Annotated in this window: 29 protein-coding genes; 18 read left to right on the forward strand and 11 right to left on the reverse strand. The window is 60.1% G+C overall.

The window, feature by feature from the left end:
• Positions 1–4 precede the first annotated feature (4 nt).
• The 4 genes from HF682_RS03705 (at position 5) to HF682_RS03720 (ending at position 2,049) form a co-directional block, all read left to right on the forward strand.
• Positions 5–829: a hypothetical protein gene (locus tag HF682_RS03705; protein WP_168875880.1), complete on the forward strand. Its 825-nt coding sequence runs from the start codon at positions 5–7 to the stop codon at positions 827–829.
• Positions 830–867: 38 nt separating this feature from the next.
• Positions 868–1,140, forward strand: coding sequence for a hypothetical protein (locus HF682_RS03710; protein ID WP_168875881.1), 273 nt, complete (start codon positions 868–870; stop codon positions 1,138–1,140).
• A 113-nt stretch (positions 1,141–1,253) separates the two neighbouring features.
• On the forward strand, positions 1,254–1,631 hold the full coding sequence (locus tag HF682_RS03715) for a hypothetical protein (protein WP_168875882.1): 378 nt from the start codon (positions 1,254–1,256) through the stop codon (positions 1,629–1,631).
• A gap of 10 nt (positions 1,632–1,641) precedes the next feature.
• Positions 1,642–2,049, forward strand: coding sequence for an SEL1-like repeat protein (locus HF682_RS03720; RefSeq protein WP_168875883.1), 408 nt, complete (start codon positions 1,642–1,644; stop codon positions 2,047–2,049).
• A gap of 148 nt (positions 2,050–2,197) precedes the next feature.
• Here the strand turns inward: HF682_RS03720 and HF682_RS03725 are convergent, their stop codons facing one another.
• Positions 2,198–2,731 carry a CPCC family cysteine-rich protein gene (locus tag HF682_RS03725; protein WP_168875884.1) on the reverse strand — a complete coding sequence of 178 codons (534 nt, stop codon included), beginning with the start codon at positions 2,729–2,731 and terminating at the stop codon, positions 2,198–2,200.
• 302 nt (positions 2,732–3,033) lie between these two features.
• Here HF682_RS03725 and HF682_RS03730 point away from each other — a divergent pair, with 302 nt between their 5' ends.
• From HF682_RS03730 to HF682_RS03745, 4 genes are all read left to right on the forward strand, one after another.
• A complete protein-coding gene (locus HF682_RS03730) occupies positions 3,034–3,609 on the forward strand; it encodes a hypothetical protein (protein WP_168875885.1) in 576 nt (191 codons plus the stop codon).
• 91 nt (positions 3,610–3,700) lie between these two features.
• Entirely contained in the window at positions 3,701–4,240 is a 540-nt protein-coding gene (locus HF682_RS03735; protein WP_168875886.1) for a hypothetical protein, read from the forward strand.
• A 1-nt stretch (position 4,241) separates the two neighbouring features.
• Positions 4,242–4,985, forward strand: a complete 744-nt coding sequence (locus tag HF682_RS03740; protein WP_168875887.1) for a hypothetical protein — start codon at positions 4,242–4,244, stop codon at positions 4,983–4,985.
• Between the two features lie 132 nt (positions 4,986–5,117).
• Positions 5,118–5,567 (forward strand): DUF6196 family protein, encoded by a 450-nt coding sequence (locus HF682_RS03745; RefSeq protein WP_168875888.1) that lies wholly within the window; start codon positions 5,118–5,120, stop codon positions 5,565–5,567.
• Between the two features lie 103 nt (positions 5,568–5,670).
• On the opposite strand, the gene HF682_RS03750 is transcribed toward HF682_RS03745, so the two are convergent.
• The gene (locus tag HF682_RS03750; RefSeq protein ID WP_168875889.1) at positions 5,671–5,976 is read right to left on the reverse strand and encodes a hypothetical protein; all 306 of its coding nucleotides are present in this window, start codon (positions 5,974–5,976) and stop codon (positions 5,671–5,673) included.
• Positions 5,977–6,155: 179 nt separating this feature from the next.
• On the opposite strand from HF682_RS03750, the gene HF682_RS03755 reads away from it, so the two are divergent.
• Complete coding sequence (locus HF682_RS03755; protein ID WP_168875890.1) at positions 6,156–6,524, forward strand: COG4315 family predicted lipoprotein; 369 nt, start codon at positions 6,156–6,158, stop codon at positions 6,522–6,524.
• A gap of 63 nt (positions 6,525–6,587) precedes the next feature.
• Here the strand turns inward: HF682_RS03755 and HF682_RS03760 are convergent, their stop codons facing one another.
• From HF682_RS03760 to HF682_RS03785, 6 genes are all read right to left on the reverse strand, one after another.
• On the reverse strand, positions 6,588–7,013 hold the full coding sequence (locus HF682_RS03760) for a hypothetical protein (RefSeq protein ID WP_168875891.1): 426 nt from the start codon (positions 7,011–7,013) through the stop codon (positions 6,588–6,590).
• A gap of 14 nt (positions 7,014–7,027) precedes the next feature.
• Positions 7,028–7,426 (reverse strand): DUF7674 family protein, encoded by a 399-nt coding sequence (locus tag HF682_RS03765; protein WP_168875892.1) that lies wholly within the window; start codon positions 7,424–7,426, stop codon positions 7,028–7,030.
• Between the two features lie 38 nt (positions 7,427–7,464).
• Positions 7,465–10,848, reverse strand: a complete 3,384-nt coding sequence (locus HF682_RS03770; protein ID WP_168875893.1) for a hypothetical protein — start codon at positions 10,846–10,848, stop codon at positions 7,465–7,467.
• A gap of 159 nt (positions 10,849–11,007) precedes the next feature.
• On the reverse strand, positions 11,008–11,535 hold the full coding sequence (locus tag HF682_RS03775) for a hypothetical protein (RefSeq protein WP_168875894.1): 528 nt from the start codon (positions 11,533–11,535) through the stop codon (positions 11,008–11,010).
• Positions 11,536–11,634: 99 nt separating this feature from the next.
• Entirely contained in the window at positions 11,635–12,261 is a 627-nt protein-coding gene (locus HF682_RS03780) for a DUF6475 domain-containing protein (protein WP_168875895.1), read from the reverse strand.
• A 3-nt stretch (positions 12,262–12,264) separates the two neighbouring features.
• Positions 12,265–12,756: a YdaU family protein gene (locus HF682_RS03785; protein ID WP_168875896.1), complete on the reverse strand. Its 492-nt coding sequence runs from the start codon at positions 12,754–12,756 to the stop codon at positions 12,265–12,267.
• A gap of 225 nt (positions 12,757–12,981) precedes the next feature.
• Between HF682_RS03785 and HF682_RS03790 the strand changes: the two genes are divergently transcribed.
• The 8 genes from HF682_RS03790 to HF682_RS03825 all read left to right on the forward strand — a co-directional run bounded on the left by HF682_RS03790 (position 12,982) and on the right by HF682_RS03825 (position 19,172).
• Complete coding sequence (locus tag HF682_RS03790) at positions 12,982–13,689, forward strand: XRE family transcriptional regulator (protein WP_168875897.1); 708 nt, start codon at positions 12,982–12,984, stop codon at positions 13,687–13,689.
• A 72-nt stretch (positions 13,690–13,761) separates the two neighbouring features.
• Complete coding sequence (locus tag HF682_RS03795) at positions 13,762–15,156, forward strand: DUF3696 domain-containing protein (RefSeq protein ID WP_168875898.1); 1,395 nt, start codon at positions 13,762–13,764, stop codon at positions 15,154–15,156.
• An 8-nt stretch (positions 15,157–15,164) separates the two neighbouring features.
• Positions 15,165–15,692 (forward strand): hypothetical protein, encoded by a 528-nt coding sequence (locus HF682_RS03800; protein ID WP_205881893.1) that lies wholly within the window; start codon positions 15,165–15,167, stop codon positions 15,690–15,692.
• A 44-nt stretch (positions 15,693–15,736) separates the two neighbouring features.
• The gene (locus tag HF682_RS03805; RefSeq protein ID WP_168875900.1) at positions 15,737–16,153 is read left to right on the forward strand and encodes an SRPBCC family protein; all 417 of its coding nucleotides are present in this window, start codon (positions 15,737–15,739) and stop codon (positions 16,151–16,153) included.
• Positions 16,154–16,250: 97 nt separating this feature from the next.
• The gene (locus HF682_RS03810) at positions 16,251–16,781 is read left to right on the forward strand and encodes a hypothetical protein (protein ID WP_168875901.1); all 531 of its coding nucleotides are present in this window, start codon (positions 16,251–16,253) and stop codon (positions 16,779–16,781) included.
• Positions 16,778–17,719: a zinc-ribbon domain-containing protein gene (locus HF682_RS03815; RefSeq protein WP_168875902.1), complete on the forward strand. Its 942-nt coding sequence runs from the start codon at positions 16,778–16,780 to the stop codon at positions 17,717–17,719. Before HF682_RS03810 ends, HF682_RS03815 begins: the two co-directional genes overlap by 4 nt.
• Before the next feature lie 251 nt (positions 17,720–17,970).
• Positions 17,971–18,363: a hypothetical protein gene (locus HF682_RS03820; protein ID WP_168875903.1), complete on the forward strand. Its 393-nt coding sequence runs from the start codon at positions 17,971–17,973 to the stop codon at positions 18,361–18,363.
• Between the two features lie 125 nt (positions 18,364–18,488).
• Complete coding sequence (locus tag HF682_RS03825; RefSeq protein WP_168875904.1) at positions 18,489–19,172, forward strand: hypothetical protein; 684 nt, start codon at positions 18,489–18,491, stop codon at positions 19,170–19,172.
• A gap of 245 nt (positions 19,173–19,417) precedes the next feature.
• Here HF682_RS03825 and HF682_RS03830 read toward each other — a convergent pair whose 3' ends face one another.
• The 3 genes from HF682_RS03830 to HF682_RS03840 form a co-directional block, all read right to left on the reverse strand.
• Complete coding sequence (locus tag HF682_RS03830) at positions 19,418–20,764, reverse strand: DUF389 domain-containing protein (RefSeq protein WP_308418690.1); 1,347 nt, start codon at positions 20,762–20,764, stop codon at positions 19,418–19,420.
• 105 nt (positions 20,765–20,869) lie between these two features.
• Positions 20,870–21,352, reverse strand: a complete 483-nt coding sequence (locus HF682_RS03835; RefSeq protein ID WP_168875905.1) for a hypothetical protein — start codon at positions 21,350–21,352, stop codon at positions 20,870–20,872.
• Between the two features lie 21 nt (positions 21,353–21,373).
• Positions 21,374–21,802, reverse strand: coding sequence for a hypothetical protein (locus HF682_RS03840; RefSeq protein ID WP_168875906.1), 429 nt, complete (start codon positions 21,800–21,802; stop codon positions 21,374–21,376).
• 67 nt (positions 21,803–21,869) lie between these two features.
• Here HF682_RS03840 and HF682_RS03845 point away from each other — a divergent pair, with 67 nt between their 5' ends.
• Complete coding sequence (locus HF682_RS03845; protein ID WP_168875907.1) at positions 21,870–22,403, forward strand: hypothetical protein; 534 nt, start codon at positions 21,870–21,872, stop codon at positions 22,401–22,403.
• Positions 22,404–22,417: the final 14 nt, after the last annotated feature.

Below are 22,417 nucleotides of genomic sequence, written 5' to 3' on the forward strand. Positions count from 1 at the left end.
CATCATGACGATCGAGGCCTATCAACACCTGAGGCAGCTTGGCATGCAACTGGCGGGCGGCATGGATGCCCTCTGCCAGCGGGTCGGGGTCTATCACCATATGTATCGGGATTCTGGCGGGCGTAATGTGTTTCCGCTGATTGCGGCTCATGTGGGCCTGCATGCGGTGGATTTTTATCGGAAAGGGGCGTTGGCCGGTCAGCTGCTTTCGCTGCTGCATGTGCTGTGGCCACGTCGGCGGCGGGCGCTGCTGGCGTCGCTGGCGGGGTTTATTCACCAGTTTCGCGATATCAACCGCCGGGTCTGTGCCGAATCGTATGCTCTCTATTACTACACCAGGCAGTATGGTCACACGGCGGAGATTGAGTCGGTGATCGGGCAGGATTTTGCGGCGTTGCTCTGTCGCTGCCATGACTCGCAACGGCACAGCAGTGTGTTTGCGCCGGAGGAACGGGCCGCGCTGTTCTCGGCCTTCTTTGGCTGGGAGCAGGATCATATCGTGGCCCCGGCGGTGAAGGCGGCGTTTCGCAGCTTTGACTGGCCGCTGATCAAGGCGCTGGCGCTGCGGCCCAAGATCGAGTTTGCCTATTTTGGCCGCCGCAACCCGATCCGGTTCAAGAATTTCTCCAGCAAGGCCGAGCGCATCGCGCACGGGCTGGAGGCTTATCGGCGGGCAGAGGCCATCGGGCTGGATCGCGTCGAGGCCGCACTGGCCGATTACCGCATCATGCCGCAGGCGTTTGTGCAGAACCCGCAGCGGTATTTTGATTCGGTGGCGCTGGCGGCGGGTGTCAGCAATAGCACCAGCAGCTACTATCTGGCTCGTTGAGATGGCTCCCCATTCAAGTCAAGGAGGAAAGCTGCACCATGCACGCACATGCGCTCTACAAAGAAATCTTCATCTGGTCTCGCCTGAACGAAACCAGCGCCGTTCGCTATACCTGTTTAGAACCCCTGCAAGATGGGCGATTCGCCGTACAAAGCGCAGATTTCTTTCATTTGCCCCTCACGCCACAAACCTTGCAGGCAGCGGATATGCAGAAAGTGGAACTGCTGATTGAAACACCAATCGCCGAGCGTTGCCGTTGGTATAGTACGCTGCAGGAGGCTATTGCAGCCCATCAGGCTGAGTTTGTATGATGCAGCCCCCTATTCCAGCACAAGGCTAACACGCTAATCAGGTACTGCTTCCGTCGCTTGCCTGCCATTTTTGCCTGGTATACCCTGCCCGCTTCGCCCCCGCTGCCTGAACCATGAACCCCACCCTGCTTGCCGACTTTGAACAGCGCGCCCGCTTTGCGCCGGATGAGGTCTATCGGCATCAGGCGTGTGGCTGGCGTTATATTCCGGTGCACCCGTTTGCCGATGAAGCCGCGCTGCTGGTACAGCTGGGCTGGCAGGCGGCGCAGTGTACGGCAGTGGATGCGCTGTGGGCGTGCGGGGATGAGGTGCTGATGCTGCAGGTGAGCACGCAGGCGGCCGCCGCGCAGCCCGTACAGCATGTGCAGATGCAGCCAGACCCGCAAGGCCACCGTTACCTGATTTCCATTGTCGATGCGCCCTGCCTCACCCGCCCGCTGTTTGAGGCCGTGATGCAGGATTGGGCGCAACGGCTCAGTACCCCCACCTGAAAGACACTGCATGGCCTCCTCCCGCTTGTGGAACCGCTATACCTTGACCGCGCTGTGCATCCTGCCTGTTGCGGCGCTGTGGGGCTGGCAGCAGCTGTATGTGCGCGGCCCCAGCCTCTCGCCCGCCGCGCTGTCACAGCAGCTGCAGCTGGCGCAAGCGGGGGACAGCAAGGCAATGGTGGCCCTGATCCAGCACTATCAGCTCTCGGTGCCGGGTGATCCCAAGCAAGCACGCTACTGGATGACCCAAGCCGCCGACAAAGGCATCGCCGCCTGGCAATACCAGCTGGGTAACGACTTGCTGCGCGAAGGCCAAACCGCCAGTGGCTGCCGCTACCTGACACTAGCCGCTGCACAGGGTGAGGAAGAGGCGCGCCAACTGCTGGCCGCCTCGCCAGCTTGTGCCAAGCCCGCATGACCCTCCGTAGGGCGCAATAAGCGTAGGGCATTGCGCCGTAGCGGCAGTCAGGATAACGTGCGCCGAGCCCAAGCTTGCGGCGCAATGCGCTTTGCTTATTGCGCCCTACACGGTTTGCACATGCCTTGCCCCGGCACGTCGCATGCTCCTACTCACCCGCATCTTGCCAATCAACGGTTTCCAGCCTCTCGACATTCCAATCCGGAATCAACCCAAGCGACTGCATGTAAACGGGAAAGGTGGAGCCCGACTCACTGGAGACGGGCTGGTGCGAGTCCCAAACGGCATCACATTCAAAGCACATCAGGAAACTGTACTCAGGGTGCGCTTTCAGCCGGACACGCCAGATGGCATCCTGCTCACAGTAGGGGCATAGGTTGGCAGGGGTTTCCAGAGCAATGATATGACGCGGCACATGGCGATAATGCCGACGCATTGATTCATCCATCACATGCTGTTTGAAGCGCGCCGCACAAGCACCAAGCTGCAGGAAGTTGTTTCGCCCCTGCCGGAGTGTCAGCCCGTGGTTTGCTCCCGAGCGCTGATCGGGTTTGCTGATACCCCACGCATCCTGCTCCCAGAAGCAAACCGGGCAGATTTCATAGTCTGCCCCCGCTGGAATACAGAAATAGTCACAGCAATCACACTGCACCAGCGCTTGGGTCTGCAAGATATCCGACATTTAGCTTTCCGCAGGTCCAGAGGCTCGCTGCGGGCCACATTCCGGTTACGACGCCCCGGATTCCAGCCTGGCCTCAAGCGGACCTCCTGCTGACTTAAAATCAGGCCTCATCATACAAGATACCTCCCAGTGTCACCATGATGCTGCCTGACATGGGGGGCATCTCGACGTGGTCACGCACAGTTTATGGAATCTCACAGAAACACCCCAGCAATCAACCATGCCTTTGGCATTCATTAAGCTAGCCACGTTAGCCTGTGCGTTCGCTCAATGTACCTCCCGGCATACTCAAGAGGCCCGCCATGTCTGAACCCCGTTCCCTGTTTGTCAAAGCCAGCTTCATGCCGATGCAGTTCGAGCACTTCATGGAGGCCGAGCCGTCACAGCCGGTGCTGGATGCGATGTGGCAGGCGTGGTGGCAGAGCCGGGAGATGTCCGGCAAGATGGCGTTGACGCAGGATGCGCTTACGGCCACACGCGCCCGCTGCTATCGGGACTACGTGCAAGCCTGGCTGGATGAGCCGTCGGCGGCTGCGTTCTCCCGCTACCACGTCGACACCTTGACGTGGACGTTTGGCATCACCCTGTTCAGCGAGAACTATCTGGAGCTGTTGCCGATGCTGGCCATGCTGGTAGACCTGGGGAACTACCGCTGTGCTACGGCCATCCTGCCGGATGATTTTGCGCTGGTCTACCCCTTCTTCTGGGGCGACAGTGATGTGATGGCTTACCTGTGCTACGGCGAGGGGCAGACCCGCATCGACCCCACGGTCAATGATCTGTCGCAGATTCCCGAGGCGCAGGTGGCGCTGGCCAGCAAGCGGCTGGGCGAGCACTGGCAGACAATCGAAGCCACCTTCAACAGCCAGCCCGATTGAACAGCCGATCGCTCCTCCGGCGGCCACGCGTCGCTGGGGTGCTCTGCCCGGCGTCCTCGGCTATGATGTCTGCTTCAAACGCGGAAATCCCATGTCGACCTCCAGACTGACCCTATGCGCCCGCGCTACTCTGGCGCTGCTGCTCCTCTCGACCACCGCCCATGCCGAGCTGGTGCTGACCGATGTCGGCCAGCGCCATGAGTGCCTCTCGCCCGGCCTGTATGCGCCGGTATCGGCACTGGAGCGCAGCAAGCGCACCCAGTTCTGTGCCAGCACGTTTGCCGACTTGGAATTCATGCGTGCCTCCTGCATGGAGCAGGCCAACAGCCCGCATGCGATGCGGGTCTTCATTCAGGATTGCGCCACCCTGCCCCAGTTCAGCCCCTATCTGATCAGCGTGAATGGCAAGCTGCACCCGCTGACCGCCCGCACCCCTCCAGCACAAGGTTCCTTGCTGGGGGAGTACACCGGGCGCGGCATTACCGTGCGCATCGAAGCCCTGTCCCCCGCCACCCCCACCACACTCACCACAGACAACGATGCCACCCTCAGCCCGCAAAGCGTGCGGATGACGGTGACACTGGGCAAACAACAGCGCAGCTTTGACGTGGTGGTGGGGCAAGGGCGCTAGCATGGACAACACGCCCTTGATCGGCTACGTGTATGTCGGTGCAGACCGGGACGATCCGATGTCCGCCGCCGTAGTGGGCGCGCAGATCGGCAGCGGCGTGGACCAGCCGCCGTATATCGTGGTAGACCACACGCTGGAGCGTACCCTGCTCACCCGCTGGCCGGGGCGGCTGTGGCGGGTGCAGGTGCTACAGTCAGCATCCGACCAGCCCTTGGCCTACGCCCGCTACACCCGCGCCACGGCGGTACAGGTGCTGGAAGCCCTGCCGCTATCTTGCCTATTTGAGCATCAGGGCGACGCCGTGGTGGATTTTCTCAATGGCATTCGCCTGCTCACCCCCGCCCAGAAGATGGCGCTGGCTGAGGCACAAGACCCGACCGCCCATCAGCTCTACAACCGCGTATTTGACCGCTGGCTGACACGGATGAACCCGGAATCCCAGCATCTGGGGCAGGACCACCACGGCGTGATCGCCATGGGTGGCCTCAACCCGCGCTCCCCGGTGGGCAACGCCAGTTCCGTGCTGTATGACGAACTGCGCAAGCGCGCCTGTGAACTGGAAGGCGCAGCCGCCTTGGTGCTGGACGAAGACGGCGACGAATGCCTGCACCCGCAATGGCACGCCGCTGCCGACACCCTGCAAAACGCCCTCTACGGCATCGCCGCCCCCGACGCCCTGCTCAGCCCGGAAGAACGCACGGTGCTGCTGCGGGCGTATCGGGCAGTGGTAGGCGAGGACGGCTGAACAGCGCCCCTCTGACGCGGCGGAATACGTCCGGAGGCCTGCCAGATCCGCCCTGACAACATGAGCACCACACAAGGTAGCATGGCTGTCACGACCTGGCCGTCCTGCCAGCCACGATCCCGGAGCCCCAGCATGTACATCAGCCAGGAAACCCCTGAAGCTACCCACGCCCGCCTGTGCCAGGTACTGGCGCAAGCCGAGCTGGTGGTTCATGAGGGGGCCTATACTTTCATGGAAACCCCAGTCTCAGCCTTCCCTCTGCATGCGCTGGAGCACGCGCTGGCTTTTGTGCGGGATGATGCGGTATGGAGCGCCCTGATACCCTGCCAAGAGGGCGCAGATGATCCGGAAGCGTTCATTCTGTTCAGCTTCCACTTCCCACCCGGCCTCGACAATTCAGGCTTTGTCGGCTGGCTGGCCAGCCACCTTAAAGCCCGTGTCGGCACCGGCGTGATGGTGGTGTGCGGGCAAAACACCGCGCGCGGTGGCATCTTTGACTACTGGGGCGCCCCGCTTGCCGTTGGCGAGGCCGTCATTCAGGCCGTGCACCAACTGCGCGGCAACGCAGAAGCACAGCGCTAACGGCGAGCCCTACCGCCGCACCTGCCCATCCAGCCAGGCGGCGCGGATCGCCCGCCCGCAAGCCACCGGGCCGATGGCGGGCTTGTCTCAGGCTGCCGCTTGCTCAGGCTTTGAAGGAGATCAGCACCGATCCCGGTGTCTGCTTGAAGGCCTTGAGCACGGCGCTACGGGTTTTGGCGGCGATCTCCGGCAGCGTGGCATGGGCCGGCACGCTCTCAAACGTCACCGTGACCGAGGTCAGCGTGCCATTGTGGATATTGAAAACGACAAAGGACTTCACCCCCAACGACTGCTCCAGCTCAGTGGCCACTGCTTCAGAGTTCCTCAGCCCATCGGACAGGCTCTCCAGCGGATTGCACGCAGCCAGGGTCAACGCCAGCAGCACGGCAGCCAGGATACGAAGCATCATGTTCACGCTTTCTCAAGAATCAGGGAGGGGGACGCGCGGGTCCGTAGCCGCCATGGTAACCGCCCACGGCACAGCCAGCCATCCCCTCGCCGCAAGCAACCGTCCAGCGGAAAAACTGGAAGCCCCCCGCAGGCTGACCAACAATACAAACACCCCACCGCCCCGACAGGAGTACCCCCATGAACCGCCGTATCCTGATCACCACCCTCAGCCTGATGAGTGCTACCGCAGCTTGGGCCGCCGCCCCGGCCCACGTCACCAATGGCATGCTCACCGGCCCCAACGGCATGACGCTGTACACCTTTGACAAAGATGCCGCAGGCAGCGGCAAAAGCGCCTGCAACGGCCCCTGCGCCGCCAACTGGCCACCGCTGATGGCCGCCGCCGACGCCATGACGGAAGGCGACTACAGCATCATCACCCGCGACGACGGCAGCAAGCAATGGGCCTACAAAGGCCACCCGCTGTACTACTGGATCAAGGACCAGAAACCGGGCGACCAGACCGGCAACGGCGTCAACAACGCCTGGCACACCGCTACCCCGTGATACGGGCAGGCAGGGCGCAGGCACCGGCAGCGCAAGGGCTGATGGTGGCTGCGTCCTGCTGCATCATGGCAAGGTTGAGCTTTCATCATGGTCCAGGGAAGGTGTCGCCTCAATGGCAGTGATCACAGGTTCCTTATCTGCCAATATGGACACACACTCATGCCGACTAATCAGCAGGAACTCTCTTACGCAGCCTAAATGCCTGGAATAGAAATCGGGCCGCAGCGACTCCAGCGCCTTCCAGCCATTCGCATGTACTTCGAACAACCAGCCCTGCTTCAGGGAGCACTCACTCCAAAAGGCGGTTAAGTCCAACTCATCCAGCACGCGAAACCCATAATACTCATGGAATGTAACATTCACTTCCCAGTGAGGGGATAGCACATGGATAACGAGCCCATCGCTTGAAAAAGAGAGCCTTTCAATATCCAGCAGTACATCTGCTGGAAAAGGGGTCTGAACCGCGACCACTTGCACAGGACCAAGCATCAGATCGCCTCCTCTTAGCCCTCAACCGCCACAGTCACAGCCTGACCGGACCAGAAGGCATTCAGGGCGTGCCACGCCCGCTGACTCTCCGGCCCAAGGTAAGGCTCGAATTGGGCCGGGTCTACACCGGTATTTCCCCAGACATTCTGGATGCCTTCCAGCAACCCGATGGTTACCAGCTCTTGCACCCAGGCATCACCCTCGACATGCAGCCGCTCAATGGCCACGCCCAGTGCAGCAAAGCACGCCGCCTCTCCCGATTGCTGCAACTCAAGCAGGTGGTGGGCCAACTCTCCCATTACGATGTAAAACAGCACCTCCCCCTCATACTCCCGCAGATGCGCCTCCCACAGCGGTGCAAAGCTGGGGCAGGCTTGCAGCAGGAGGGGCATCACCTCGTGTTGTTGAATCATTTCAACCTTTGCTTAATTTATCTGCCGGGACCAACCCATTAGGCATAAGTGATCCTGACCCCTCGAGTCTCCTTGGCTTCTGCCCGTCGCGAGAAGGTCAGCTTGAGGTTAACCAAGCTCTTGGAAGTGTCTGACCCAACCACCTCAGCATAGACATACCGCCCCTCGCCATAGTCCGTAAATGTCAATTCATGGAAAGCCTCACTGGACATCAGCAGGGATTGCCCATTTGGAATCGGGGCAACATAGACATCAATGTCATTAAAACTGCATTGGTACTCGTCGCCTGCTCCATCGCGGCGTCTTACGCGAAGATCGTCGGGTCGCTTGTAAGTGTCAACAAAATCAGCATGTTGCCAGTCCCACACCCAATCAGGGCTGGTTGCGTCACCTAGCAGCAGGATGGGTTTCTCCCCCCGCTCCGTAATATGTCTGGCTTCTTCCTTCAGCACTCTCCAATAGGTATCAGCATCTTGAGCGGTAATGTGCTTGAGGTTCGATTGCCGCAAGATATCGTTCAGTACAACGCGAGCCACCTCCTGCGCCATGACCTCAGCAAAATATTCCCCCTCATTGGAAACCGGCTGCTCCATTTGCATCACCGTGAATTCACCACGCCGCCGTTGAGTGAAGTTGATCGTGAAATCTTCCAGCGGCTCAACCGTATGTCCGACCCTGAACAGGTGCACAGGAAAATATCCGCTCTCCTTGCTAAATCCACTTGATGAGGCCTGCCCTGCAAGCAAGAGGAGCCGCTCCTCATCAATCGGCTGAGCCACCAAAACCTCTGTGCGCAGGCGCTCCAATACCTGCTTTGCTTCGGTCAGCCCTGCCTTCACATGGTCAATCGCAGTTTGTGCTTTAATTCCAGGTCTGACGCACCCCTTCAACCAGCCAATGTGTGCCACCGGCAACTCAGGCTGCATGTCTAGTCGGTCAATCCAGTGTTTCAGACGACCACGCAGAACTTCAAGACAAGGGTAAAGCTCAAGACGAGGGTCAAGCCATACCTCCATCTGCCGCTGCAGTGCATCAGGCACGCTCCAGCCCTCTGTTGCCAGCACCGCCATCAGTGCCAATTGCGACTCTTGCAGAGACTCCACATCATCTGCCCCGGAAAAGGAATACACCCGCGAGCTGATCATATTGGGGCGTTCCATGTCCTTTACGGATGCAACAAACCCGTCCAGCCTTGCTATATAACCCTCGCGCCATGATCCGGATGCCGCAAACTGGCGTGCTTTGGCAAGCAGGTATTCTGGTGGGGACAAGTCGTCGAGCGTGCCCACCTGTTGCCCCCCGCTCTTCCACTGCTTTCCAGTCAAAAGCCCCGCGGTGATCTCGAACGCCAGTGAAGGGCTGTCTGCCTCCGCAGGTGTGGACCACACCCAGTCAAGCATCAACTCGATGCTCAGCAGGCGTATATCCGTCCAGTAGTTCCGAAGAGCAATCAGGAAGGTGTCATATTGCAAGTCAAAGTTCGCGTCTACCCCAAACCTCATGCAAAAGTCTGGCCACGCCAGCTTGAGATCTTCAATGGTGATGAATGCCGTCTTGCCATAAAGCGGGTAGAGCTCATAGTGAAAGCCTAAATTCCCGCTCCACTTGCACAACACATCAGCCAGCCATTCGGCGGCGGCTCGGTCACCACGCGACACTGCCGCAAGCAGCATCAGAGCCGTATGGTCGATATGCTTGGTTATTAGCCGCGCTTCCGTTGAACAAACAGCCCAGCTCGGCATGGCCTTCTTTTGATACTTGGCATAGCGGATAGGCGTTGCGCGTTCCCATCCTGCCACAAAGGTAGCAAGCACTTTGTCATAGGTACGGCTAAATGGTGGGCGTAATGCCACACCCTTGGCATGGCTATGGTCCATGTCACCTTGCTCTTCAACCCTGTCGACCCACCAGTGGCCCAAGCGAAAAAACATCATCAGTGGTAATTGCAGCAGGTGCTCACGGAGCTCAATGGGTGAAACACGCAACGCATCACAATCAAGATGCAGCAGCAGGTAGCATAAGCGCTCTAACGGGTCTGCATCTTTGCTCATGCCCTCCACGGCGGCCTCAAAGAGGCCTCGATAAACATTGCCCCACTTCACATGCAGCGCGCGCTCAAAGATGCCTTCAATATCGGGGAGCAACGCCCAGCTGCCTTGCTCCCCGGTTTTCGTTTTGTCCAGACTGGCTGCCAGCAGCAATCTATGTAAGTCAACCAGTTCACCATACGCTCGTTCAAAACCGGCCCGATCGGCTTTATCCACCATGTTTCGTGCTTCAGCGGCCACATCTTCAATGATCGCCTGAGTTCGGATGCCAGTCCGCCCACGATACTCAGGTTGAAGTACAACGGCAGTGCGCAGCAGCCAGTGCTGCCATGCCGTTAATGCTGGGCCGTTCTCCACATAGGCAAGGCCCAGCTTGCTTTCGTACACCGTTCCCGGCACGAGCGGTAAACTGAGTAGTGGCTGTGGCTTGTGCACGCCCACACGCTCTGCTTTGTCAGCCGGTGGCCGCTTTCGTGCGTTGCGATGCCAGGATTCGACAACCCACTTTAGCAGCCAGATCCGTACATCAATCAGCCGAGCTGGCCTGTGCAGGCTAATCTCTTGCTGAAGTGCTCCTTCACGATACAACGTACTCAATAACAGATGCGGCCCAGTTGCAGCTGAACTGCCCTCATAAGAAGGAACTGAGAGCCACCCCCTCTCTATCGCCCGAGCCAGCACCTGAGAAGCGCTAAGGCGCGCAACATCCCGTGGCAAAGCCATGCCGATAGCATAACGCTGAACAACCATCTTCTGAACAACTGGTCTGAGAAACTCTACTGTCTTGAAAAGAAAATAGATCGTCAGTGCAACATTCAGCACAAACCAAGTAGTATCAATCACCAGCCAGCCATGCAGCCGGGCCACACCCCAGTTAATAACCTCCAGATACTGGATTGCCATCACCAAGACCAACCCCAGTGAAGACAGGCCCGCCACCAACGCTCCAGAGTCCAGCAGGTATAACTGCATGGAGACCTCTGCTGCAGCTCGGCGCTGCAAGACAACGGCAACAAAGGAAATCACGATTGGGTAGACCAGCGCCGAAAGCGTCGCCTGAATGCTCCATACGGTGGTGAAGTGCTGTACTAGCCCCTCCAACTTCCAGCCGTACCAGAGCGGCACGAACCACGCCTTGGGAAGAAACGCCACCGAGAACATCAATGCAGTGCATAGCCCTACCAGGCAAGCCAAAAATTGCATTGGACGCTCTCCTGCAAACAGCAGGCAGCGCTCTACTCTGGAAAACCGGTAAAGACGTCTGGTTTCGTTCTGCGCAAGCCATTCGGCCTCATCGCGCCGAGTAACCGAGTGGATGGACCAAGGTATCCGATACCAATCTCTGATCACATGGAACATGCGCTTCTTTGGCATCTCTACATTGCAGGATAATGGATCCTTTGGCATCTCTACATTCTAGGATAATGGATCCGCCATTCTAACGTCCTCCAGCGCGCTATGCGTTGAACGAAAGGGCAAGCGGCACACACACCAGCCTGCGTTGTATTAAAAAGCCACTCTCTAGATACCCCCCTACCCCACCAGACCCGTTTCCTTCCAATAATCATGCAGCTGGGTTTCAAGGGTGGTTTCGAGGTGTTCCAGTTCGGTGCGGATGAGTTCGGCCAGGTAGTCGATGGCGCGGCGGGAGGTGCCGCTGCGTTTGTGGATGCTGTAGGGGGTGGGGGCTTTGAGGCCGCGGAAGCGGTTGACGTGGCGGCGCACCAGCCCTTCGACGACGATGCGGTCGGTGATGCCGCAGCGTTCCATCATCAGCTGTTCCAGCTCGGCGAAGGCGACCACGCGCTCGGCGCCCCAGGAGTAGAAGGCGAGGCAGTAGGCGAGCAGCGGGCGCTCCAGCTGGCCCACGCGGGCGAGGATGAGGGCGCTCTGGGCGTGCCAGTCCCACGCGGTGAGGGTGGCGGGCCCGGCAGGCAGCAGCTCGGCGCCGTGTTCGGTGACGACGAGGCGGGAGAGCATGTTGCGCGGCTCGATGCGGTATTCGCGGATGGCGAAGGCGAATTTGAGGGCGTGGTCAACGTCGCGGAACGGGGTGTGCATGGGCTTTCCTTTGGGCGCAGGGGGGCTGGCCGGCCGTGCGGTCACGGTCGGGTGCATCGGGGCGGGCGCGCTGCGCCTGCCGGGCGGTGCGTGCGGTGCTTAGCGGGTGTCGGGCAGCCGCAGGGTGATGCGGCTGAGCGGTAGCAGCGGCGGGCTGTTTTGGCCGTCGTGGTAGACGCGCTGGGCGCGGTGGGCGTCGCCAATCGCCAGTGGGTCGTCTCCCGCGTAGCCGTGCTGGCGGTTGTGGCTGTCGGATAGCCCTTGCAGCAGCGGCAGCCAGGCGGGGGGCTCGGCGCGCAGCCGGTAGCCGCGGTAGAGGGTTTCAAAGCGGTTGGCGAGGTAGGGCCAGTCTTGTTCGCTCACTTGGCCGAGCCGGGTCCAGCCGCCGAGGTCGGCAATGCAGAGGTGGATCAGCGGGTCGTCAAACACCACGCTGCGGTGGGTGCCGACAGAGCGCAGCGCGCGGTCGACCTTGGCCCAGGCAATCTGGGCGGCGTCCTTGCTGCCGCCTTGCAGCAGGCGCACGATGTCTGCCGGTTTCGGCAGCCACTGGCCGCCATCCGGATTGGTGCAGTGGCGGCTGAAGGCTTCGCGTACTGCCGGGTAGTCGTAAGGTCGCATGGCTTCGCTCCAGATGGCGTGGGCAAACCGGCTGAGCGGTTTGTTGTAGAAGTCGTAAACCGCGGTGAGCAGTTGGCGGAATTCGGGCTGGTGGTGGTCGTGCATGGTTTACGCCGTCCGGGTGAGCGGGGTCCACGGAGCGCTGTCCCCCCAGGGTGAGTGTGTCTGTGACGGTGACGGTGTTTCGTCTGGGTTCAGCGCTGGGTTTGCCTGATCCGGCAGCGCGGCCAGCCGTGCCAGCAGGCTATCCACGGCCAGCGGCTGCTTGCGCGGGCGGCCGCCTTTGCGTCCATTCTGCCGGTTCTTCTCGGCAATGGCCTCGGCGCGTTCCCACTCCGCCAACAGGCGCGGCTGCACCAGGCTATCGCCCTCTTGCCGGAAGAAAGGCAGCAGCACCGGCTTCACCCGCTGCCAGCTGCGCACGCTGTAGCGGCAGATGGCGGCAAGCTGGCTATCCTGCAGCGGCAGCCGCCCGCCCTGCCGCCAGGCGGCCATCAGCAACAACAGGTAGGCGCCGTGCTGGGCGGTGCTGAGGTGGGTGGTGTCGGCCAGATAGTCGCCCACGTACAGCGGCATCCAGATATCGGTTTTCTTGCTCATGGGCGGGGGTTCCTGATCGGTTACGGTTTCGATATCTTAAGATATATTCATGAATATATCAAGCGATGTTTGCGAAAAAATACCGACCGCTATATGCTGGCAACAGTCGTCTGCTGTACGGAAGAACAGGGCATCGCGCTGGACTTGCCGCCCCGGATGTGCTGCAGACCATACCCCTTGAAATACACCAAGGGATGTTTTTATACCCATGATGGATGAGCCCCGATGAGCACCTTTGCCGACCGCCTGAAAGCCGCCCGCCAGTACGCAGGCCTCACCCAGAAAGCGCTGGCCGACCGCTCCGGCGTGCCGCAGCCGAACATCTCGCGCATCGAGCGCGGCGGGCAAGACAGCAGCGCGCATGTAGTGGGGCTGGCCACCGCCTGCGGCGTGCGCCCGGAGTGGCTGGCCGGCGGGCAGGAACCGATGGTGGCCGAGGGCGGCAACATCGCCTCCGCCCCGCGCCCGGTGCGCGCGTTTGAAGACAGCGACCCGCTGGATGCCGACGAGGTGGAAGTACCGCGCCTGACACTGAAGCTCTCCGGCGGCAGTGGCCGCCTGCAATGGGAGATCGACCAGCACGGCGCCTCCAACCGCTTTCGCAAGAGCTGGTGCGCCAAGAAAGGCCTGCGCGCCGAAAAGCTGGTCACCGTCATGATCGAAGGCGACTCCATGGCCCCCACCATACCGGATGGCGCCAGCGTCACCGTCAACACCGCCGACACCACCCTGCGCAATGGCCGCCTGCACGCCATAGACTACCTGGGCGAATTCTTCATCAAACGCCTGCTGCGCCAGCCCGATGGCTCGCTACTGGTACGCAGCGACAACCCGGACAAAACCCGCTACCCGGACTGGCCCATCTCCCCCGAACACGCCGACGCCCTGCGGGTACTCGGCGCACCGGTGAGTGTGTCGGCGGATCTGGATTGAGGGGGGCGGCGGCATGACTTTAATGTACAAACCTATGGAATGTGACAGGGCTGAAACAGGAGACTTGCACTGATGCTAACCTCATTACATATAAAAAACTTCAAGGCATGGCAGGATACTGGCCCCATCAGGCTGGCGCCACTTACAGTGATTTTTGGTGCTAATAGTGCGGGTAAAAGTAGTCTGGGTCATTTATTGCTGGCCCTTAAGCAAACTGCGCTCTCAGCAGACCGAAAGCGACCTCTCCATTTGGGAGATGATAATGCCCTGATTGATTTGGGTACATTTGAAGAGTGCTTGCATAACCACGACCTGCTAAACACCTTGGAGTTTGAACTAGGCTGGAAAATACCAGGCAAGGAATTGGAAGCACGGGACCCTCTGACCCATGACAAATTTACAGGTGATGAATTAAAAATTTCAGTGACACTCTCTGCTGATTACAAAAAACAACCTCGAGTGGATAAGCTAACATATCAGCTTCTTGCTAATAGCTCAGTCCAGCTTGCTGTAAAATATGGCAGAGACGATAAAGAAAGGCTCGCAATAAAATCCAGTGAATACAAATTTGTACGCAACACAGGCAGAGGTTGGCCATTGGATGATCCAGACAAGTTTTACCGTATTTCTGATCAAAGTCGCGCTCGTTTCCAGAATGCAGAATTCCTGTCAGATTTTGCGTTAAGCACTGAGGCAGCGCTGAACAGCATTTACTACCTTGGGCCACTGCGAGAGCACCCAAAGCGTATCTATTCATGGTCTGGTGAAACACCGGAAAGTGTTGGACAAAAAGGTGAATTTGCTGTTGCCGCCATTCTGGCAGCCAGCGCGCAAAACCGGAGGCTTAACCGTAGGGCTAAAAAACCTCTGTCGCGGTTTGACGCTTTTATTGCGCAATGGCTCAAAGACCTAGGGATCATTGAAAGCTTTGAAGTGAAGCCTGTCGCGGAGGGGCGTAAAGAATACGAAGTTGTGGTGAAAACTCATGCTACCGCCAGCGAAGTAAAGATTACCGACGTTGGTTTCGGCGTGTCACAGGTTTTACCCGCTCTAGTCCAAGCCTTTTACTGTCCACCAAACACAACCATCTGGATGGAGCAACCCGAAATTCATTTGCACCCTCAGGTACAGGCCGAGCTTGCTGATGTTTTTATATCCGCCACGCAGGTTTCCGAAAACGCTAAGGCACGCAATGTGCAATTAATCGTTGAAAGCCATTCCGAGCATTTTCTCAATCGCCTACAACGCCGCATTGCGGAAGGTGCAATAGCACCAGAAAATGTAGCTGTCTATTTCTGCCGTCGAGCCGGTGCCGCCGCGGAGTTAGAGCCACTACGCCTGAATATGTTTGGAGAAATAGAAAACTGGCCTGAAAACTTCTTTGGTGACGAAATGGCTGATATTTCAGGTCGTGCTTTAGCAGCAATGCAGCGAAAAAAGGAACTTGCCAAAGAGGCTCCACAATGATACGCGCAGTGATTGATACCAATGTCATTTTGGTTGCCAACGAACAGCATGCGAATGTTTCTCCAGATTGTATCATCGAGTGTATTAAACGCTTGCAGACCATGGGAAAAAATGGCATAACGGTCATTGACGATGGATTTCGCATTCTGAAAGAGTATCAAAACAAAACGCGCCTACACCCTCCCAAAGGGGTTGGTGATGTCTTTCTGAAAGAACTGTTACGCCACGTTGGAAATCCAAAGCGAGTGGAGCAGATCAAGCTAACTGAGCTGGCCGAGGATGAATTCGCTGAATTCCCGGATAAAAACTTGCTACCGGTGTTTGATGCCCCGGATCGCAAGTTCGCAGCAGTCTCTCACGCTCACCCTGAGAAGCCCCCTGTATGGCAAGCTGCAGATTGCAAGTGGCTGGATTGGTGGCCTGCACTGCAGAGCAACGGAGTCCGTGTGGAGTTTCTTTGCCCCATGGATGCTTGCGAATTTTATAAAAGTAAGTTTCCGGACAGACCATTACCAGTATTGCCATTACCAGGTTGAGCCGTATCGACTTTTGCGTTCCCCCCTTTCCCCGGAGCTTCCCCATGACTACCCTTACCGTCGAAACCCTCGTCCAGGCCCCGGTTGCTGAAGTTTGGCGGGCGTATACCACGCCGGAGGACATCATGCAGTGGAATGCGGCGTCGGACGATTGGCATACGCCGCGGGCGTCGGTGGACCTGCGCGAAGGCGGGGCGTTTTCTTCCCGCATGGAGGCACGGGATGGCAGCATGGGCTTTGATTTTGCCGGTACTTACACCCGTATTGTGCCGTTGCAGCGGATTGAGTATGCGTTTGGTGAGCGCTCGGCGCAGGTGGAGTTTGTCGCCGGTGAGCAGGGTGTCACCGTGCGGGTGACGTTTGAGGCGGAGACGGTCTATCCGCTGGAGCAGCAGCAGGCGGGCTGGCAGGCGATTCTGGATTGCTTTGCCCGCCATGTGCAGGCCCGCTCCCGCGCATAAGGTACCGCCCGGGCGCGTTTGCCAGGGCCCCGGGCTTGCCCCTTGCCGGTGGCTGGCTTAGACTGCCATGCCATCGACATACCCCTTCCGGACCGCCATGCCTTTCCGCCCTCTGTACGGCCCTCTATTATGCTTACTGGCCCTGCCTGCGCTGGCCGGTAGTGCAGCGCAGTGGCAGTATGGCAGCGATCTGCGCAACCCCACGGCCTGGCTGTATAGCCGCGAGGTGGTGAATGCGTATGAGGCGTCGCAGGGGCGCAGCCCGAACCCGATCGGGCTGACCATTCGCCAGCAGGGCCGCCGTGCGCCGGAGGTGTCGCTGGGGCAGGAGAAAGGCAGCTTTTACTGCCCGCGCCACCGCTGTGATGTCACACTGCAGTTTGACGATCAGCCCGCGGAGCCGTGGCCTGCGCATGCGGACCCGATCCCATGGGCGCCGCGCAGTTATCATCACTACACTTTCAAGCTGGACCGCAGCCGTGAGTTGATCCAGCGCCTGCAGCACAGCCACCGCATGGTGATGACAGTACGCAGCTACCCCGATATCATCCTGACCGCCCGCTTTGAGGCCGAGCCGCTGCTGTGGCCGCCACAAGCCCCCAGTAACCCGCCCCCGGAACCTGTGTGAAAACCTCAACCTGCCCCGCTTGCCAGCACCCCCTGCCCCCTCATGCGCAAACCTGCCCGCAGTGCGGCGCAGCCCTGCCGCCCGCCGCCTCGCCCGCACGGGCCGGGGTGAGCAAATGGCAGTGGTATGGTGGGCTGACGGTGCTGGTGCTGGGCGTGTTGTCTCTGCCGCTGATCTGGTATGTGCAGCGCCCGGCCATGCAGGAGGCCTCTGGCGCACAGCTTGCCGTTGCCGCCGTACCGGTGGCCTCGGCCCCTGTTGCCCCGGCCAGCGAGGTATCGGCATGTGGTGAGTTTCCGCCGCCGCCGGAGCCGTTGGCCTCCATGCCCATTGCCGCCGTCGCACCCGCCGATACCACTGAAGATCCAGGGCCGCTGGTAGCGGCCTGTGGCAGCGCCCCCTCCACCGCGCAAGGCACGGATGCCACCCAGTGCGCGTATGACATCACATCACAGGATGGGGAGGTTGCCCCCGTCGTCGGCCCGTGTGTCGATGGGGTAGCCAGCGCAGCGGCCGGTGAAGGCAGCGGCCCGCGCTGGACCTATGTGCAATCCGCCAGCCAGGGGGACAGTGTGGATACCATGACCGCCCTGCTCACCGCAAAACGCCAGCCCTACCCCGGAGCCCCGTTCAGCAAAAGCACCACGCTGAGCATCCGCCGAGGCCCCGGCAACCTGCTGCAAGCCATGCTGGAGGTGGATGATGGCCGCTTTCTATGCGATGACGGCTGCACCGTACAGCTCCGCTTTGACCAGCGCAAGCCCGTCCGCTGGCGCGCCAGGCGCGGCGAAGCGCTGCAACAGGTTATCCTGCAAGACCCGCAGAAGCTGGTCAATCTGCTGCGTGAGAGCCAGAAGCTGACGGTGGGCTTTGACATCTACAGGATGGACCCGCAAACCACCACCTTCGACAACATCACCGGCCTGCGGCTGGAATAAACGCCCTCCGGGCCGGGTAGCCTCCCGGCCCCTTATCCCGATTTTACCTGCAGCAAACTTCCTTTTAAATACAGCAGCATACGGTGTCAGTGGCAATCGCTGAAACGTTACGATTTCTTCCGTTGACATTTAAAATAGAACAAATGTTCAATATCGACCGTCTGACCCGCCAGTACATTTGGGCAGGTCAGCAGGGAGTTGTCCGTACCGCTGTTGTTATACAAAACCTCATCAACACTGGAAGGATCATCATGCAAGCTCTTGCCATTCTGGCGCTGGTTTTTGCCGCACTCTCCACCTTTATCCCGGTCGTTGGCCTGTGGATTGCCATGCTGTGCAGCGTGGTGGCCATCATCACATTCCGCAAGCACCCTACGCTGTCCGGAATCGCCATCGGCATCAACATCATCGTCACCGCTTTCCTGAGCCCCAGCCTGCTCGTGGCCTCCGCAGTGGTGGCCACCGAAGCCGTCATTGCAGCCTCTGGCGCCACTGAAGCTGTGCAAACGACCAAGGCCAATACGGCCTTCTTCAGCGTCTACACCTTCTATGTCGGCTGGCATGTGGTGTCGCTGGCACTGGGTCTGGTGCTGTACTTCACCCGCAAGAAGGATAGCGCCCAGCCAGCCAATCAGGCCGCCTGAGTTTTGCCCTGCGGACGGGTCAGCCCATACGGGCTGGCCCGTTTGTTTTATGCTTTAGCCCCACCGGCGCCGCTCCTCTTGCGCCTTAGCAGAGCCACCCCATCCAATCCGGGAATGCCAGCCCCATGAGCACCACAGCCTGCCGCGAATGCAATCTGCAGATCAGCCCGAATGTTGCCAACTGCCCTGGCTGTGGGGCGGCGGTGCGGCAACCCGGCAACACGGGCTGCTCGCTGTTGTTCATTGCCTTGGTGATTTTCGGCTGGGTGATGTGGCTGAGCCGCAGCTACGCGCCTGCTCCCGACCGCAACACGGCCAGCACCGCCCCCACTGCCGCCACCGTGGAAGCGCCGCCCAACGTCGCCAGCCTGCAGAGTGCTCCTGTTCCGGATAGCGCGGCGACCCCGCCTTCTCCATGGGAATACAGTGCCAACCCGGACCCGCTGCGCAAGGCTCAAACCCGCGAGGCCAACCTGCGCAGCAGTGATCTGGATGCCAAGCTGACCGTACGGCAAAGCCCCAAGTACGGCTTTGACATCTACCTCAGCATCCGGCAGGGCCACTTCCAGTGCAGCATGGGCGGCAGCTGCACCCTGCACGCCCGGTTTGACGACCAGCCGGAGAAAAGCTGGCGCGTCACCGCTTCTAACGATGACGACACCCGCACCGTATTCCTTGCGGAGGGCAGCAACCGGAAATTCCTCGCCCTGCTGAAAAAATCCAGACAGCTGGTGATTGAAGTGGGCCTCTATCAGCAAGGCGACCAGCAGTTCATCTTCGACAACACCACCGGGCTGGAGTGGGACTAAACCGGTGAAATCCGTAACCTGCCTGCACTGCCAGACCCTGCGGCCAGCCCGACCGCCCCGCTGCCCCAGCTGCGGACGGCGGCGCATCCCGCCCCGGCTGGTGCGCGGACTGATGCACGCCCTGCTTGGACTCCTGTTGCTGGGTGGGCCGCTGTGCTGGTGGATCTGGGGGCGGTGATGCGGGCGTGGCAGGCGTAGCCGGGCCAGGGCTGCGCGCGTGGTCAGCCGCAACCCAAGGGTATGGCTTAGCGGGCGACGCCGTTGCTCCCCGCCTGCACCACCAGTTCAATGTCCAGATCCGGAAAGCGTACCTGCAAGCCGCTTTTCAGGCGTTGCTGGTCGGCAGCGGGCAGGACTGATGGGGTTTGCATGAAAACCATCAACACCGGCGGCAGCGGCGTACCATGAGCAATGGCCTGCTCGCCGAACGCGACCGTTACCTTTTGCGCTTCCGGATACTGCGCCAGCAGCTCGCGGATCAAGGCTTGCCGCTGGAGGCCCCGCGCCTGAAGCTGGTTGCGCTCCGCCTGCAGCCGCGCAATGGTGGCGTTGCGCTCCTCCAGTTGCAGCAGGGTATTGCGGTACAGGTCCTGCCGCAGCTCTTGCTTGAGGGAGGCGGTATCCAGGCTGGCGGCGCTGGAATTGCGGATCACCACCTTGACCTCGCCCAGCCCGGCGGCCAGCAGCTGGCGGCGCACCTCGTCATCCAGCCGCGCAGGCAGCGCCTTGCCACCTACGGTGAGGGTCACGGTACGATCCGTGGCGGAAATGGTCTTGGCCAGCAGGATAAAGCGGCTATCCTGCTCCAGGCGTTGCAACTGACGGCCCACGGTGGCGGTAAACACCTCCTGCTGGATCAGGCGGTAAGTCAGTACCACGCCGGGCAACATGGTGGCGACAACGGCCACCCCGATCAGCAATCGGCTGCGCCGCCGGGCGGACTCATTCAGCGGCGCGCGCATCGGCAGCTTCAGCAGTTTGACAAACAACAGCGTGGCAAACGCAATGAACACGCAGTTGATGGAAAACAGGTAAAACGCCCCGGCAAAATACCCCAGGTTGCCGGTGGCCAATCCAAAGCCTGCGGTGCACAGCGGCGGCATCAGCGCAGTAGCAATGGCGACACCGGGTACCGCATTGGAAATGTCCTTGCGGGTCAGCGCCACAATCCCCGCCGCGCCACCACAGAAGGCGATCAGCACATCCCACACCGTGGGGGTGGTCCGCGCCAGCAGCTCGGACTGCGCCTGGGACAAAGGCGTACACAGAAAATACAGCGTTGCCGTCAACAAGCTGATGGCAACAAACACGCCGAAACTGCGCAGCGCCGCCCGAATCAGGGCCACATCATTGACCCCGGCCCCATAGCCGACACCGACAATCGGCCCCATCAAGGGTGAAATCAGCATCGCCCCAATGATGACAGCGGTTGAATTGACATTGAGCCCGATCGACGCAATCAGAATCGCAAACATCAGCACCCACAGATTGGTGCCGCGCAGCTGCACGCCACGGCGTATTGCCTCATCAATCGAAGCCGCGTCATCCTGATCCTGCCGCAGATCAAACAAGCGCCACAAGGTTGACTTCACACCACCCTCCTGAATCCGATGTCACCATCCGCAACCGGCATGCTGGCGCGCGCCAGGCCGGGGCATCCCGTTGATCGCAGCCCCGCCGGGGAGCCGCATTCGCCCCTACTTTGGCTGCGCCGCCTGTGCGATAAAATCAAAGCGCCCCATGTAGCGGTCAATGCTCAGCTGGTACACCACCCCATCCAGCTCCAGCGTTTCATCCTCCGCCAGCGCCTCGTCCAGCCGCTGGGTGATGAAATCCTGCAGCTTATCCGCCAGCTGGTTCAGGTCCGCATCCTTGTCCAGCCCCAGCGCCACCGCAAACATCGCCTGGCTGCAATGCGCCTCCACATCACAATGCAGCAGGACCCGGCGCAGGCTGTCAGGCGACACCGCCTCCGCCGTTACCGTCAGCCCCGATGCCACCTTGGCACGGTGCGTACCCGCCGCCGCCGGCCACGACGCCATCACCAGCGGCCACTTCAGCTTCTTGGCGTAGCGATTGAACGCCTCGCTAAAGGCAGGCGGTGACACCTTCATCAGCGGCTCCGCCAGCGCCAGACCGGGCAGCAGCAACAAGGGCAACAACAGGGCTTTCAGACGCATCCAAGGCTCCAATGCGGGTTATTAAGGGGTTGAGGGTGAGGATGGCACCGCAATGATACGTCCTTCGCGATCCAGCGTCGCCCGGTCGCCCGGGTCCATGGAAAACACCTGAAAATACGCCACATGCGGGATGCCCCGGGTCGGACGCACACAGTGCCGGTACCAGACCCAGACCTGCAGTTCGCGCTTCAAGCCGGATACCGGTCCATCCCCACCGTAAACGGTATACACCGCAGCTGCCCCTTTCAGGGAGACCTTTTGCCGCGCCCCCGTCCGCCCATTGCGGATCACCACATACGGCAGCTGCACCCGCTCAATCTTGCCAAACAGGTTGGCGGGCGAAGGTGGCACTTCATCGCCATCCGGCACCGGCAGTACACAGGCGGCTACGCTGGACAAGGGTACACTCAACGCCGCACACAGTAACAAAGCAGATATGATGGGTTTCATGGGATGGATTCTCGCTCATTGCAGCCCGCTTTGGCAGGGGCCTCGCTCAAACAACACAGGCGCAGCCATGAAACCCGTTTCCCCACCGCAAGCCCAGGCGCTGCTGGATACCGTACATATGAAAATAGGCAGCTGGGGGCAGCTGTGCGACGCCACAGACCGACCCTTTTCCCCGGATGGGGTTGAGGTTCGTCAAGCTCCGCGTGATGCCCTCGCCCTCTACCAGTGCATGGACCAGGCATTGCAATGGCTGGACGTGCAAGGCTGGGCGCTGCTGCAGATCGACTACAGCAGCCATTTCGCCAACTCGGAAGAAGCGTGGTCCGTCTTCCCGCTCTCCCCTGCCAAGGTCGATGCAGGTATGCTGGATCACTACCGTACTTTCCTGTTTGAAGCGTGTGACTCCCAAGCAACACGGAGCTGGTACGCGCTGCTGGACCTGGCCCACAAACTGCTGCTGTTTGGCTACCACTTCCAGATCGTTGCCGCCAACAGCACGCACGGCCAGCATCTCTCCGTGCAGGATGGCTTCATCTACTTCATGAGCCGGAACCCCGCCTCGCTGGCAAAAGTGGATACGCTGTTGGGCGGTAGTGTGTAAGTGGCGTCCGTTGG

Origin of the sequence: Leeia aquatica, from assembly GCF_012641365.1 — a bacterium.
GTDB classification, from domain to species: Bacteria; Pseudomonadota; Gammaproteobacteria; order Burkholderiales; family Leeiaceae; genus Leeia; species Leeia aquatica.

Coding starts and splice junctions, on each gene's coding strand:
- HF682_RS03710 (WP_168875881.1), top strand. CDS start 868: ATGCACGCACATGCGCTCTACAAAGAAATCTTCATCTGGTCTCGCCTG.
- HF682_RS03745 (WP_168875888.1), top strand. CDS start 5,118: ATGTACATCAGCCAGGAAACCCCTGAAGCTACCCACGCCCGCCTGTGC.
- HF682_RS03780 (WP_168875895.1), bottom strand. CDS start 12,261: ATGCACGACCACCACCAGCCCGAATTCCGCCAACTGCTCACCGCGGTT.
- HF682_RS03845 (WP_168875907.1), top strand. CDS start 21,870: ATGAAACCCGTTTCCCCACCGCAAGCCCAGGCGCTGCTGGATACCGTA.
- HF682_RS03735 (WP_168875886.1), top strand. CDS start 3,701: ATGTCGACCTCCAGACTGACCCTATGCGCCCGCGCTACTCTGGCGCTG.
- HF682_RS03760 (WP_168875891.1), bottom strand. CDS start 7,013: ATGCTTGGTCCTGTGCAAGTGGTCGCGGTTCAGACCCCTTTTCCAGCA.
- HF682_RS03725 (WP_168875884.1), bottom strand. CDS start 2,731: ATGTCGGATATCTTGCAGACCCAAGCGCTGGTGCAGTGTGATTGCTGT.
- HF682_RS03740 (WP_168875887.1), top strand. CDS start 4,242: ATGGACAACACGCCCTTGATCGGCTACGTGTATGTCGGTGCAGACCGG.
- HF682_RS03730 (WP_168875885.1), top strand. CDS start 3,034: ATGTCTGAACCCCGTTCCCTGTTTGTCAAAGCCAGCTTCATGCCGATG.
- HF682_RS03795 (WP_168875898.1), top strand. CDS start 13,762: ATGCTAACCTCATTACATATAAAAAACTTCAAGGCATGGCAGGATACT.
- HF682_RS03825 (WP_168875904.1), top strand. CDS start 18,489: ATGAGCACCACAGCCTGCCGCGAATGCAATCTGCAGATCAGCCCGAAT.
- HF682_RS03705 (WP_168875880.1), top strand. CDS start 5: ATGACGATCGAGGCCTATCAACACCTGAGGCAGCTTGGCATGCAACTG.
- HF682_RS03835 (WP_168875905.1), bottom strand. CDS start 21,352: ATGCGTCTGAAAGCCCTGTTGTTGCCCTTGTTGCTGCTGCCCGGTCTG.
- HF682_RS03775 (WP_168875894.1), bottom strand. CDS start 11,535: ATGCACACCCCGTTCCGCGACGTTGACCACGCCCTCAAATTCGCCTTC.
- HF682_RS03750 (WP_168875889.1), bottom strand. CDS start 5,976: ATGATGCTTCGTATCCTGGCTGCCGTGCTGCTGGCGTTGACCCTGGCT.
- HF682_RS03820 (WP_168875903.1), top strand. CDS start 17,971: ATGCAAGCTCTTGCCATTCTGGCGCTGGTTTTTGCCGCACTCTCCACC.
- HF682_RS03810 (WP_168875901.1), top strand. CDS start 16,251: ATGCCTTTCCGCCCTCTGTACGGCCCTCTATTATGCTTACTGGCCCTG.
- HF682_RS03790 (WP_168875897.1), top strand. CDS start 12,982: ATGAGCACCTTTGCCGACCGCCTGAAAGCCGCCCGCCAGTACGCAGGC.
- HF682_RS03720 (WP_168875883.1), top strand. CDS start 1,642: ATGGCCTCCTCCCGCTTGTGGAACCGCTATACCTTGACCGCGCTGTGC.
- HF682_RS03755 (WP_168875890.1), top strand. CDS start 6,156: ATGAACCGCCGTATCCTGATCACCACCCTCAGCCTGATGAGTGCTACC.
- HF682_RS03765 (WP_168875892.1), bottom strand. CDS start 7,426: ATGATTCAACAACACGAGGTGATGCCCCTCCTGCTGCAAGCCTGCCCC.
- HF682_RS03840 (WP_168875906.1), bottom strand. CDS start 21,802: ATGAAACCCATCATATCTGCTTTGTTACTGTGTGCGGCGTTGAGTGTA.
- HF682_RS03805 (WP_168875900.1), top strand. CDS start 15,737: ATGACTACCCTTACCGTCGAAACCCTCGTCCAGGCCCCGGTTGCTGAA.
- HF682_RS03785 (WP_168875896.1), bottom strand. CDS start 12,756: ATGAGCAAGAAAACCGATATCTGGATGCCGCTGTACGTGGGCGACTAT.
- HF682_RS03715 (WP_168875882.1), top strand. CDS start 1,254: ATGAACCCCACCCTGCTTGCCGACTTTGAACAGCGCGCCCGCTTTGCG.
- HF682_RS03770 (WP_168875893.1), bottom strand. CDS start 10,848: ATGCCAAAGAAGCGCATGTTCCATGTGATCAGAGATTGGTATCGGATA.